Consider the following 12,959-nt stretch of genomic DNA (forward strand, 5'->3'; position numbering starts at 1 on the left):
ACCCCACCGCTCACCCCCCGGCCGCCGGCGGGACGGGTACCGCCCCGCCCGCGGGCGTCGGCGGCGGACGACCCGGGCGAGCCGCGGACCGGCCACCCGCCGGACCCCGCCGGCCGGCGCGCCGGCGGCCCACCCGACGCCGCCTCCCACCCCTCCGGCGCGGCCCCTCGCCGGTCCGGCGCCGTCCAGGACGCGCGGCCCCCCGCCGACCCCGGCACGCCGCCCCCGCCGCAGCCCTCCGCCCGCTTCCCGGACACCCCGCCGACAGTGGGCCGCGACCCGCGTGACACCGGCTTCCCGGCGCGGCGTCCGTACGACAGCGCGGCCGGCACGACGCGCCGCCCGCACGACAACGGCGCCGGCGCCACGCGGCCCCCGCAGGACCGCCCGGCGCAGGACCGCCCGGCCCCTCGCGCACCGGAGCCGCACGTCTCCGTGCCCGGTGGGACCCCGCCGCCACCGCGGCCCCCCGCCGCCGCCCCCGGCGGGACCCCGCCGGGCACCGCCCAGCCGCTGCCCGCCGAGGTGCCGCCGGGAACACCGCCGCGCCCGGCCGTACCGCCGGCCCGGCCCGCCGCCCCCGCCGAGGGAGAGGCGGAGACGACCCGGCGGCTGCGGCCGATCCCGGACGGTCCGCAACCCGCGGCGCGCCCGCCGCGTCCGGCACCGCGTCCCGTACCTCAGCCCGAGGACGCCGCCGAGACCACCCGGCGCCTGCGCCCCGTCCCGCCCGTTCCGCCCGCCCCGGGACCGGCCTGGCACCCCGCCGCCCCCGGCGGCACCGCCCGGCCCTTCGTGACGCTCGGCGAGCCCGAGGGGTACGACGACGAGCGGGCCCGGCCCCGTCCGCTCGGGCGGCGGCCGCGGTCCCAGCTGGTCGCCGCGGCCGTCTCCCTGGTGCTCGGCGCGGGCCTGCTGACCGGCGCCGTCACCGGCAGCTGGCTCGCGGACGACGCCGCGGACGGCGGTCGCCAGGACGCCTACACCACCGCCGGCGACCTGTGGCACAGCGTGCCGGTCGACGACCTGTTCCCGCCCACCGTGCAGGGCCAGGGCGCCGGCCCCGGCGGCGCCGACCGCACCTGGACCCGGGTCGCCGTCGCCCCCGACAGCGGCTGCGGGCACGCCTTCGACCCGCTGCTGCGCAAGGCCCTCGCCCCCGTCGGCTGCACCCGCCTGCTGCGCGCCACCTACACCGACGCCACCCGCAGCCACGTCACCACCGTCGGCCTGCTGTTCACCAAGGCCGACGCCGTCGCGATGACCTCGCTGGCCGCCCGGTTCGACCAGGAGGGCCTGGACCGGCGTACCGACCTGATGCCGCTGCCGTACGCCGCGAAGGACACCGTCGCGGCCGGCTTCGGCGCGGCCCAGCGGGCCTCCTGGACGGTCTCCGTCCTCACCGACGCCCCGGTCGTGGTCTACGCCGTGGCCGGCTGGGCCGACGGCCGCGAGGTCGACGACCCGCAGCCCGCCGCGGCGGCCATGCAGACCGGCGCCACCACGGCCCCCGCGCAGGCGGGCCTCGGCCACGAGGCGAAGGGCCTCGCCGACCGCGTCGAACGCCGCCTGCGCAAGAACGCCGAACCGGCCCCGGAGCAGCCCTCGTGACCCACCCGTCCCCGCGCCGCCGCACCGCGGCCCTCGGCGTGCTCCTCGCCGCCGCCCTCACCCTCGTGCCCGCCACCGCCGCGCACGCCGACGGCATACGGGCCAAGCAGTGGGCCCTGGACGCCCTCCACCTCGACCAGGTCTGGCAGAGCACCAAGGGCGCCGGCATCACCGTCGCGGTCCTCGACACCGGCGTGGAGGCCGACCACCCCGACCTGGCCGGCAACGTCCTGGCCGGCACCGACCTCGTCGGCTTCGGCGCCGGGGACGGCGACCGCGCCTGGGCCCGGCACGGCACCGCCATGGCCGGCATCATCGCCGGCCACGGACACGGCAGCGGCGGCGCGGACGGCGTCATGGGCGTCGCCCCCGCGGCGAAGATCCTGCCCGTCCGGGTCATCCTGGAGGACGGCGACCCGGCCCGCGCCAAGGCCCGCAAAACCCGTGGCGGCGCCCTCGCCGAGGGCATCCGCTGGGCCGCCGACCACGGCGCCGACGTCATCAACCTTTCGCTCGGCGACGACTCCTCCTCCGCCCATCCCGAGCCCGCCGAGGACGAGGCCATCCAGTACGCCCTGAAGAAGAACGTGGTCGTCGTCGCCTCGGCCGGCAACGGCGGCGAGAAGGGCGACCACATCTCCTACCCGGCCGCCTACCCGGGCGTGATCGCCGCGACCGCCGTCGACCGCTACGGCACCCGCGCCTCCTTCTCCACCCGCCGCTGGTACGCCACGGTCAGCGCCCCCGGCGTCGACGTGATCATCGCCGACCCGGACCACCAGTACTACGAGGGCTGGGGCACCAGCGCCGCCGCCGCCTTCGTCTCCGGCTCCGTCGCCCTGCTCCGGGCCGCCCGCCCCGGCCTCACCCCGGCGCAGATCAAGAGCCTGCTGGAGGACACCGCCGACAACGCCCCCGCCGACGGACGCGACGACTCGCGCGGCTACGGCTTCATCGACCCGGCCGCCGCGATCGAGGCGGCCGGCCGGCTGAAGGCGCAGAGCCTGAAGCCGGCGGCGTACGGCGAGAAGTACTTCGGTGCCGGACCCGACGACGAGGACCCGGCCGGCTCCGCCTCAGCCTGGGTGGCCCCGCTCGCGGGCGGCGCCGGCGGTGTGCTGCTGGTCGCGGCGGTGGTGCTGTGGCGCGGCCGCCGCACCCGCTACGACGACTTCTGAGCCGGGGTCGGCTCGGCGGAGGACGTGGCGCCGCCGTCGTAGAACACCGACACCGCCGCCTGCGCCGCCCCTTCGACCAGCGAGATCCCCGCCGCCTGCGAGGCATTGCCCTGCGACAGCGCGGCCACCAGCAGTTCGTGGCCGTCGACCGTCACCCGCCCGACGCTGTTGATCACCCACAGCCCGGTCGCACTGCGCGGCAGCCAGCCGTTCTTCAGCTCGGCCGACGAACCCGCCGCCGACACCCCCCAGTCCTGGCCGTCCGCTATCTGCCCCATCAGCCCCTGGAGATACGTCCGGGACGCCGACGTCAGCTCCCCATCACTCCCGAACACCTGCTGGAGCAGGACCAGTTGGTCGGCCGCCGTGGTGGTGGTCAGCCCCCACAGCTCGCCGTCGCCGCCCGCGGTGTCCGTGAGTCCGAACCGCTCGTTCGCGGCGTCCAGCCCGTCGGCCCCGCCGATCGTCCGCCACAGCGCCGTCGCGGAGGCGTTGTCACTGTTCTCGATCATGGCGGTGGCGTACGCGCGCTCCGCCGAGGTGAGCGACCGCCCCGCGTCCTGGGCCTGGAGCAGCAGCGTCGCCAGGATGTCGACCTTGACGATGCTCGCGGTGGGGAAGGCGTCGTCGCCGTACACGGCGCGCTCACCGGTCTCCGGGTCCAGCACCGCCACCGACATCTGTGTGCCGTCCGCCACCGAAACCGCCGCCACGGCCTTCGCCAGCAGCGCGTCCCGGTCCACCGCGGGCTCCGCCGAAGGTGCCACCGATGCCTCCCCGTCCGTCGGCTCCGGAGCCGCCGTCGACTCCGCGGCGAGCGACGATACGGCGGCCGTGTCCGCGTGCGCGTTCAGGTACACCGCCCCCGCCGCCGTACCGCCGCCGGCGACGGCGCAGGCGAGGACCGCGTACAGCAGCCGGGATCTGAAGGAGGCCATGCCCGCGATGCTCGCCGCGGCGGCTGAGGGGTCCGTATGACGGACGTTAAATGTGCGTCATAGATTCCTGAGAAGTCCATGAGGGGTGTGCCGGGGGCGTTTCCCGGCCCCCGATAGGGTCGGGGACCGTGGCGAACAAGAACATTCCCGACCCCGGCTTCTCCGACGACGACGGCTCCGCCGACCCCGGGCTGACCGCGGCGCTGGCCGGCTGGGCCGCGGACCGCACCGCTGTGGCGCCGGTCCTCCGGGCGCTCAAGGGCGCCCGGCTGCTGGTCCCGGTGGTGGCCGTGCTCGGCGAGGTCGAGGAGGACAGCCAAGAGGGGGGCGAAGCTCCTTGGAAGGGTGGTGGCGGGCGACGGGCGGGCGGGCTGCGCCGCGAGAAGACCAGCGACATGGCCGTCCCCACGCTCAAGGCCGGCGGCCGGACCGCGCTGCCCGCCTTCACCTGCACCGACTCGCTCGCCCGCTGGGACCCGGCGGCCCGCCCGGTCGCCGTCCCGCTGCACCAGGCGCTCCAGGCCGCCGCGCACGAGAAGGCGGACACCGTCGTGCTCGACCTGGCCGGACCCGTGCCGTTCGAACTGACCGGGCCCGCGCTGCTGGCCCTCGCGGAGGGCCGCACCAGCACCGATCCGCTCGCCGACCCCGCCGTCGTCGCGGCGGTCCGGGGTGCGGTGGCCGCCGAGTCCGCCGTGCTCAGCGCCCACCTGGGGCCGGGGGCGGCCGACGGCACCCTCGCCCTGGTCCTCGACCCGGCCGCCGCCCCCGCCGAGGCGGCCAGGGCCGTCGCCGGACGCCTGGCGGCCGACGAGACACTGCGGGCCCGCCTGGTGCGCGGCCTCGACCTGGCACTGCTGCCGGCCGGGGCGACGCCGCCGGGCGAGCCCTTGTACGTCCGTACGGCGCCGGGTCAGCCGTAGACCGCGCCGGTGTACTTCTCGCCCGGGCCCTGGCCCGGGTCGTCGGGCACCAGGGACGCCTCGCGGAACGCCAGCTGGAGCGACTTCAGGCCGTCGCGCAGCGGCGCGGCGTGGAACGAGCTGATCTCCGTCGCGCTCGCGTCCAGCAGCCCGGCCAGCGCGTGCACCAGCTTGCGGGCCTCGTCCAGGTCCTTGTGCGCGTCGCCGTCCTCCGTCAGGCCGAGCTTCACGGCCGCGGCGCTCATCAGGTTCACGGCGACCGTCACGATCACCTCGACCGCCGGGACCTCGGCGATGTCGCGGGTCATGGCGTCGAAGTCGGGTGCCGTCGGAGTTCCAGCAGGCGTCTCACTCATGCCGCACACGATAGGCGCAGCGCGGCGGCGGCCTGCCACGCGGTCTCGGTTGGCACGTCCCGCGCCGAAGCTGCTAACCTTGTGTAACGACCGGTCGGAGACGTGTGCCTCAGGGCGCCGCGACCGACTGCAAGTGGAGGCCATCGAACTCCCACCTGACCGTCCCCCGGGACGGCGGGTCACCGGTCAGGCGGTCCCGTCCCACGACGGAAGACCAGCCCGAAAGCGCGCCCCGCGATCATCGCGACGGTGCTCCGGTAGCAGTTCGAGGAGCCCCGCCTGTGATCGTCCGGGGCATTTTTCATGTCTTGGCGCGGTTAGGTCTATCGAACACAGACGTAACGCGGCTGTCCGCCAGACGGTCGCGTGGTGCTACCGAGGAGGATCCATCAGCGCCGAGCCCCGCATCAACGACCGGATTCGCGTTCCCGAGGTGCGACTTGTCGGTCCCAGCGGCGAGCAGGTCGGGATTGTCCCGCTTGCCAAGGCCCTGGAGCTTGCGCAGGAGTACGACCTCGACCTCGTCGAGGTCGCGGCGAACGCCCGTCCGCCCGTGTGCAAGCTCATGGACTACGGGAAGTTCAAGTACGAGTCGGCCATGAAGGCCCGTGAGGCGCGCAAGAACCAGGCGCACACGGTCATCAAGGAGATGAAGCTCCGGCCGAAGATCGACCCGCACGACTATGACACCAAGAAGGGTCACGTCGTCCGGTTCCTCAAGCAGGGCGACAAGGTCAAGATCACGATCATGTTCCGCGGTCGCGAGCAGTCCCGGCCGGAGCTCGGCTACCGACTGCTCCAGCGGCTCGCGGAGGACGTGGCCGACCTCGGGTTCATCGAGTCGAACCCGAAGCAGGACGGCCGCAACATGATCATGGTCCTCGGTCCGCACAAGAAGAAGACCGAGGCGATGGCCGAGGCCCGCCAGGCACAGGAAGCCCGCAAGGCGGAAGCGAAGGCCAACCCCGGCCGTTCGATGAACGCCGCGGACCCCGACGCCGCCAACGCGGAGGCCCAGGCCGAGGCATCCGCCGAGGCGTGACCTCCCGGGACGCGAGTCCCAGGACGTAACCGACATACGAGCGACGCTCCACCGTGCCCGGTTTCCACGACCGGGCATCGGAGCGCCACCCACGAGGAGATAACGGCGCTATGCCGAAGAACAAGTCGCACAGCGGTGCCAGCAAGCGCTTCAAGGTCACCGGCTCCGGCAAGGTGCTCCGCGAGCGCGCCGGCAAGCGCCACCTGCTCGAGCACAAGTCGTCGCGCCTGACGCGCCGCCTCACCGGCAACGCCGAGATGGCCCCGGGCGACGCCAAGAAGATCAAGAAGCTTCTCGGCAAGTGACGTACGGGCGCCACTGAGCGTCGTACGTCTGGACCGGGACCCCATCGATACCGGGCCGTGTGCCGACCACCACGGCCCCGCTACAAGGAGTAAAAAGTGGCACGCGTCAAGCGGGCAGTCAACGCCCACAAGAAGCGCCGGGCGATCCTCGAGCAGGCCTCCGGCTACCGCGGTCAGCGTTCGCGCCTGTACCGCAAGGCCAAGGAGCAGGTCACCCACTCGCTGGTCTACAACTACAACGACCGCAAGAAGCGCAAGGGTGACTTCCGCCAGCTGTGGATCCAGCGCATCAACGCCGCTGCCCGCGCCAACGGCATCACGTACAACCGCTTCATCCAGGGCCTGAAGGCCGCCAACGTCGAGGTGGACCGCAAGATCCTCGCCGAGCTGGCGGTCAACGACGCGGGTGCCTTCGCGGCGCTCGTCGAGGTGGCGCAGAAGGCGCTGCCGGCGGACGTCAACGCGCCCAAGGCCGCGTGACGCTGCGCTGGCTTTGAGCCGGCGTGAGTGCAGGGGCCCGCAGGCTTCGGCTTGCGGGCCCTGTCGTTTGTGTCCGCGGGTGCGTCGTGGCTGGTCGCGCAGTTCCCCGCGCCCCTAGGGTGTCTCGCCGAAGGTAAGTCGACATGGTTGCTGCTCCTGAGCTGATTTCTCCCCGCTCGTCCCGTGTCTCGGCCGCGCGGCGGCTGGCCAAGCGGAACTTTCGGTCGAAGGAGCGGCTGTTTCTGGCCGAGGGGCCGCAGGCGGTGCGGGAGGCGGCCGGGTTCGGGCAGACGCTCACCGAGCTGTTCGCCACCGTCGAGGCCGCCGAGCGGTATGCCGACATCGTCGGGCGGGCGCGGGCCGCCGGGGCCCGGGTGCACCTCGCCGACGAGCAGGTGATCGCCGACATCTCCACCACCGTCACCCCGCAGGGCCTGGTCGGGGTCTGCCGGTTCGTGGACACGCCGTTCGACGCCGTCCTCGCCGCCCGGCCGAAGCTGATCGCCGTCCTCGCCCACGTCCGCGACCCCGGCAACGCCGGCACCGTGCTGCGCTGCGCCGACGCGGCCGGTGCCGAGGCCGTCGTCCTCACCGACGCCTCGGTCGACCTGTACAACCCGAAGGCGGTACGGGCCTCCGTCGGCTCGCTCTTCCACCTGCCGGTCGCCGTCGGCGTCCCCGTCGAGCGGGCCGTGGCCGGGCTGCGGGAGACCGGGGTGCGGGTGCTCGCCGCCGACGGGGCGGGGGACGACGACCTCGACGCCGAGCTGGACGCCGGCAGCATGGGCGGGCCCACCGCCTGGGTGTTCGGCAACGAGGCCTGGGGGCTGCCGGCCGAGACCCGCGCCCTCACGGACGCCGTGGTACGGGTCCCGATCCACGGGAGGGCCGAGAGTCTGAACCTCGCGACCGCCGCCGCCGTATGTCTCTACGCGTCGGCGCGTGCACAGCGTGCCGCCGGAGGGTGCCGTTCCGTCACCGAGAGCTAGTAGGGTGACCCACTCGGGACCCCGGCGTGGCGGAGAGGTGGGGTACGGGGATGGGTGTCGGCACGAGCAGTGCACCGGGAGCACGTCAGACCGGGTGCCCGCCCGCGTCCCGGCCCGGTGAGCCCGCCGGCGCACCCGTGGAACCCGGTCTCGACCCCGACGAACTGCCCGACGGCCTCGTCGTCGCCGACGAGCACGGACGGGTGATCCGGTTCAACGCCGCCGCCGAGCGCATCACCGCCCGCCGCGCCGCCGAAGCCCTCGGCGAGAGCCTGGAGAAGGCCCTCCCGCTGGAAGACCTCGAAGGCCGCCGCTGGTGGCAGCTGACCGACCCGTACGGCGGCCTCGCCATCCGCAACCGCCAGCCCGAGCGCAACCTGCTGCTGCCGGGCGGCCGGGAGGTCCTGGTCTGCGCCCGGTACGTCCGGGTCCGCCCCACCGGCCCGGTCAGCCGCGTCGTCGTCACCCTGCGCGACACCGAGGCCCGCCGCCGCACCGAGCGCAGCCACGCCGAGCTGATCGCCACCGTCGCCCACGAACTGCGCTCCCCGCTCACCTCCGTCAAGGGCTTCACCGCGACCCTGCTGGCCAAGTGGGAGCGGTTCACCGACGACCAGAAGCGGCTGATGCTGGAGACCGTCGACGCCGACGCCGACCGGGTCACCCGGCTCATCGCCGAACTGCTCGACATCTCCCGCATCGACTCCGGACGCCTTGAGCTGCGCCGCCAGCCCGTCGACATCGGCGCCGCCGTCGGCCGGCACATCCAGGCGTACGTCGCCGCCGGGCAGAGCGCCGACCGGTTCCTGCTCCGGCTCGCGCAGCCGCTGCCCGACCTGTGGGCCGACCCCGACAAGGTCGACCAGGTGCTCAGCAACCTCATCGAAAATGCCGTGCGGCACGGCGAGGGAACCGTCACCATTGACATCACGCCCGCGCCGTCCCCCCGCGAAGGGGAGGACACCGGTACGTCGGTCACGGTGAGCGACGAGGGGCCCGGCATCCCGGAGGAGTCCATGAACCGCGTCTTCACCCGCTTCTGGCGGGGCAGCAAGCGCGGCGGCACCGGCCTCGGGCTCTACATCGTCAAGGGCATCGTGGAGGCCCACGGCGGCACCATCACCGTCGGCCGCGGCCCGCGCGGCGGCGCCGAGTTCCGATTTACGTTGCCCGTGAGCACTCCGGCCTACCTGGCCTGAGCGGCCCGCGGGCACCTTCGCGCATCACCACCCCGTTAGACTCGGCCTTTGGCACCTTCGTGTCCCAAAACCGTGACGTTCTGTCCACGAGTCGTTGACGGGGACCGCCAGCAGGGGCACTCCCAGCGACAGCTGGGGGACAATCGGAAGCACGGGAAGAGATGTCGGCACCGAATAAGTCGTACGACCCGGTCGAGGTCGAGGCGTTGAAACCGGAAGAGATCGAGCGCATGCGGGACGAGGCGCTCGCCGCCTTCGCCGCCGCGGGCTCCCTCGACGCGCTCCAGGAGGCGAAGGTCGCCCACACCGGCGGCACCTCGCCGCTGGCGCTGGCCAACCGGGAGATCGGCGCCCTGCCCCCGCACGCCAAGGCCGCCGCCGGAAAGCTGGTCGGCCAGGCCCGCGGTGCCGTGAACAAGGGCCTCGCCGCCCGCCAGGCCGAACTGGAGGCCGAGCGGGACACCCGGGTCCTGGTCGAGGAGGCGGTGGACGTCACACTGCCCCACGACCGGGTACCGGCCGGCGCCCGGCACCCGCTCACCACGCTCTCCGAGCGCATCGAGGACATCTTCACGGCGATGGGCTACGAGGTCGCCGAGGGCCCCGAGGCCGAGGCCGAGTGGTTCAACTTCGACGCGCTGAACATCGGCCCGGACCACCCGGCCCGCGGCGAGGCCGACACCTTCTTCGTGCGGGGTCCCGAGGGCGGCACGGAGTCCGGTGTCGTACTGCGCACCCACACCTCGCCCGTGCAGATCCGTTCCCTGCTCGGCCGCGGCACCCCGGTCTACGTGATCTGCCCCGGCCGCGTCTACCGCACCGACGAGCTGGACGCCACCCACACCCCGGTCTTCCACCAGGTCGAGCTGCTCGCCGTGGACGAGGGCCTGACCATGGCGGACCTCAAGGGCACCCTGGACCACATGGTCCAGTCGCTGTTCGGCGCGGAGATGAAGACCCGGCTGCGGCCCAACTTCTTCCCCTTCACCGAGCCGAGCGCCGAGATGGACATGCTCTGCTACGTGTGCAAGGGCGCCTCCGTCGGCAACCCCGACCGGCCCTGCCGCACCTGCTCCAGCGAGGGCTGGATCGAGCTGGGCGGCTGCGGCATGGTCAACCCCCGGGTGCTGACCGCCTGCGGCGTGGACCCGCAGAAGTACAGCGGCTTCGCCTTCGGGTTCGGCATCGAGCGCCTGGCGATGTTCCGCCACAACGTCGAAGACATGCGAGACATGGTCGAGGGTGACGTCCGTTTCACCCGGCCGTTCGGGATGGAGATCTGATGCGGGTCCCGCTTTCCTGGCTGCGGGAGTACGTCGACCTGCCGGCCACCGAGACCGGCCGCGACGTGCAGGCCAAGCTGATTTCGGCCGGCCTCGAGGTGGAGACCGTCGACCACCTCGGCGCCGACCTCAAGGGCCCGCTCGTCGTCGGCCAGGTGCTGACCATCGAGGAGCTGGAGGGCTTCAAGAAGCCGATCCGCTTCTGCACCGTCGACGTCGGCCAGGCCAACGGCACCGGTGAGCCGCAGGAGATCGTCTGCGGCGCCCGGAACTTCGCGGTCGGCGACAAGGTCGTCGTGGTGCTGCCCGGCGCCACCCTGCCCGGCGGCTTCTCGATCGCCGCCCGCAAGACCTACGGCAAGGTCTCGCACGGCATGATCTGCTCCGGCGACGAGCTGGGCATGGGCGACGACGGCAGCCACGGCATCATCGTGCTGCCGCCGGAGACCGAGGCCGGCCGCGACGCCGTCGAGCTGCTCGAACTGGTCGACGAGGTCCTCGACATCGCCGTCACCGCCAACCGCGGCGACTGCCTGTCCATCCGCGGCGTGGCCCGCGAGACCGCCATCGCCTACGGGCTGCCGCTGCGCGACCCGGCCCTGCTCGACGTACCCGGGCCGAACGCCTACGGCTACCCGGTGAAGATCGCCGACCCCACCGGCTGCGACCGCTTCACCGCCCGCACGGTGACCGGCCTCAGCCCCGAGGCGCGCTCCCCGATCTGGCTCCAGCGCCGGCTCCAGAAGGTCGGCATGCGCCCGATCTCGCTCGCCGTCGACGTCACCAACTACGTGATGATGGAACTGGGCCAGCCGCTGCACGCCTACGACCGGTCCCTGGTCCAGGGCACCATCGGCGTCCGCCGGGCCGGCGAGGGCGAGAAGATCGTCACGCTCGACGGCACCGAGCGGGTGCTGCACGCCGAGGACCTGGTCATCACCGACGACCGGGGCCCGATCGGCCTGGCCGGCGTCATGGGCGGCGCCAACACCGAGATCGCCGACGACGCGAACGCCACGACCGATGTGGTGATCGAGGCCGCCCACTTCGACGCGGTCTCCATCGCGCGCACCGCCCGCCGGCACAAGCTCTCCTCCGAGGCGTCCCGCCGCTTCGAGCGCGGTGTCGACCCCCAGGCCGCCGCCGCTGCCGCACAGCGCACCGTCGACCTGCTGGTGCTGCTCGCCGGCGGCACTGCCGAGGCCGGCGTCACCGAGATCAGCGCCCCGCACGCGCCGCGCACCATCACCGTCCCGGCCGACCACCCGGACAAGGTCGCGGGCGTCCCCTACGGCCGCGAGACCGTCGTACGCCGCCTCCAGGAGGTCGGCTGCGACGTCTACGGCCAGGACGAACTGCTGGTGACCGTGCCGTCCTGGCGGCCCGACCTCACCGACCCCAACGACCTGGCCGAAGAGGTCATCCGGCTGGAGGGCTACGAGAACCTGCCCGCCACGCTGCCCAAGCCGCCCTCCGGGCGCGGCCTGACCCCCCGGCAGCGGCTGCACCGCCGGGTCGGCCGGGCGCTGGCCGGCGCGGGCTATGTCGAGGCGCTGAGCTACCCCTTCCTCGCCGAGAAGGTCTTCGACCAGCTCGGCCTGGCCGACGACGACCCGGCCCGCCGCGTCGTCAAGCTGGTCAACCCGCTCAGCGACGAGGAGCCCGCGCTGCGCACCACGCTGCTGCCGGGCCTGCTCGGCGCGCTGCGCCGCAACGACGGCCGGGGCAGCCACGACCTCGCGCTGTACGAGACCGGCCTGGTCTTCCTGCCGCGCGACGACCAGCGGGCCGCCGTCCGGCTCCCGGTCGACCGGCGCCCCAGCGACGAGGACCTGGCCGCGCTGAACGCCGCGCTGCCGGACCAGCCGCGGCACGTCGCCGTCGTCCTCGCGGGCGCCCGCGAGCAGGCCGGCTGGTGGGGCAAGGGCCGTCCGGCCGACTGGGCCGACGCGGTCGAGGCCGCCCGGACCGTCGCCCGCGAGGCGGGTGCCGAACTCGTCGTCCGCAAGGGCCAGTACGGGCCCTGGCACCCGGGCCGCTGCGCCGAGCTGGTGGTGGACGTGGACGGCACCGAGCGGGTCGTCGGGCACGCCGGCGAGCTGCACCCGCGAGTGCTGAAGTCGCTGGGGCTGCCCGCGCGTACCTGTGCGATGGAGCTGGACCTCGACGTCCTGGAGCGGGTCGGCGACGACACGCCCCGGGCGCCGGGGATCTCCACCTTCCCGGTCGCCACCCAGGACGTCGCCCTCGTCGTCGACGCGTTCGTGCCGGCGGCCGAGGTCGAGGCGGCGCTGCGGGACGGCGCGGGTGAACTGCTGGAGTCCATCCGGCTGTTCGACGTGTACGACAACGCGGAGCAGCTCGGCGAGGGGCGGAAGTCGCTGGCGTACGCGCTGCGGTTCCGGGCGGCGGACCGGACGCTGACGGTCGACGAGGCGTCGGCGGCCCGGGACGCGGCGGTGGCCCTCGCGGGCGACCGGGTGGGGGCGGTGCTGCGCGGCTGAGCGCCGGGCGCCCCTTCGGGGGCACTTTTCCTCCCGTCACTCATATGGGTGACGATCCCGGATGACATGGCCCTTCTCGGTCATGCCGTCGACAGAATCGGACCGGTCCCTCGGGGCCGGTCCGCGCTGTCTGGGCCTGACTGGGGGGCCA

12 protein-coding genes are annotated in these 12,959 nt (G+C 73.8%); 10 read left to right on the plus strand and 2 right to left on the minus strand.

Going from position 1 to position 12,959, the window contains the following annotated elements:
- Window positions 1-1,611, plus strand: a 1,611-nt coding sequence (locus AB0G32_RS20120; RefSeq protein ID WP_361164606.1) for a hypothetical protein, incomplete at its 5' end; no start/stop codon positions are given.
- Window positions 1,608-2,789, plus strand: a complete 1,182-nt coding sequence (mycP, locus tag AB0G32_RS20125) for a type VII secretion-associated serine protease mycosin (RefSeq protein WP_361164609.1) — start codon at window positions 1,608-1,610, stop codon at window positions 2,787-2,789. The genes AB0G32_RS20120 and mycP, both read left to right, overlap by 4 nt.
- Here the strand turns inward: mycP and AB0G32_RS20130 are convergent.
- Window positions 2,774-3,727: a serine hydrolase gene (locus tag AB0G32_RS20130; RefSeq protein WP_361164612.1), complete on the minus strand. Its 954-nt coding sequence runs from the start codon at window positions 3,725-3,727 to the stop codon at window positions 2,774-2,776. The genes mycP and AB0G32_RS20130 overlap by 16 nt on opposite strands.
- 128 nt (window positions 3,728-3,855) lie before the next feature.
- On the opposite strand from AB0G32_RS20130, the gene AB0G32_RS20135 reads away from it, so the two are divergent.
- Complete coding sequence (locus tag AB0G32_RS20135) at window positions 3,856-4,650, plus strand: SseB family protein (protein WP_361164615.1); 795 nt, start codon at window positions 3,856-3,858, stop codon at window positions 4,648-4,650.
- Here AB0G32_RS20135 and AB0G32_RS20140 read toward each other — a convergent pair.
- On the minus strand, window positions 4,641-5,006 hold the full coding sequence (locus AB0G32_RS20140; protein ID WP_361164618.1) for a DUF1844 domain-containing protein: 366 nt from the start codon (window positions 5,004-5,006) through the stop codon (window positions 4,641-4,643). The genes AB0G32_RS20135 and AB0G32_RS20140 overlap by 10 nt on opposite strands.
- A 388-nt stretch (window positions 5,007-5,394) precedes the next feature.
- On the opposite strand from AB0G32_RS20140, the gene infC reads away from it, so the two are divergent.
- From infC to pheT, 7 genes are all read left to right on the plus strand, one after another.
- Entirely contained in the window at window positions 5,395-6,048 is a 654-nt protein-coding gene (infC, locus tag AB0G32_RS20145; protein WP_361164932.1) for a translation initiation factor IF-3, read from the plus strand.
- 110 nt (window positions 6,049-6,158) lie between these two features.
- Window positions 6,159-6,353 carry a 50S ribosomal protein L35 gene (gene rpmI, locus AB0G32_RS20150; protein ID WP_007829094.1) on the plus strand — a complete coding sequence of 65 codons (195 nt, stop codon included), beginning with the start codon at window positions 6,159-6,161 and terminating at the stop codon, window positions 6,351-6,353.
- 96 nt (window positions 6,354-6,449) lie between these two features.
- Window positions 6,450-6,833: a 50S ribosomal protein L20 gene (rplT, locus tag AB0G32_RS20155; RefSeq protein ID WP_055492778.1), complete on the plus strand. Its 384-nt coding sequence runs from the start codon at window positions 6,450-6,452 to the stop codon at window positions 6,831-6,833.
- 143 nt (window positions 6,834-6,976) lie between these two features.
- Window positions 6,977-7,822, plus strand: a complete 846-nt coding sequence (locus AB0G32_RS20160) for an RNA methyltransferase (protein ID WP_361164621.1) — start codon at window positions 6,977-6,979, stop codon at window positions 7,820-7,822.
- A 50-nt stretch (window positions 7,823-7,872) separates the two neighbouring features.
- Window positions 7,873-9,021: an ATP-binding protein gene (locus AB0G32_RS20165; RefSeq protein WP_361164624.1), complete on the plus strand. Its 1,149-nt coding sequence runs from the start codon at window positions 7,873-7,875 to the stop codon at window positions 9,019-9,021.
- 161 nt (window positions 9,022-9,182) lie between these two features.
- Window positions 9,183-10,304 (plus strand): phenylalanine--tRNA ligase subunit alpha, encoded by a 1,122-nt coding sequence (pheS, locus tag AB0G32_RS20170; RefSeq protein ID WP_361164627.1) that lies wholly within the window; start codon window positions 9,183-9,185, stop codon window positions 10,302-10,304.
- Entirely contained in the window at window positions 10,304-12,808 is a 2,505-nt protein-coding gene (gene pheT, locus AB0G32_RS20175) for a phenylalanine--tRNA ligase subunit beta (protein WP_361164630.1), read from the plus strand. Before pheS ends, pheT begins: the two co-directional genes overlap by 1 nt.
- Window positions 12,809-12,959 lie beyond the last annotated feature (151 nt).

The organism is Streptomyces sp. NPDC023723 (assembly GCF_040639815.1).
In the GTDB taxonomy this organism is placed as follows: Bacteria; Actinomycetota; Actinomycetes; order Streptomycetales; family Streptomycetaceae; genus Streptomyces.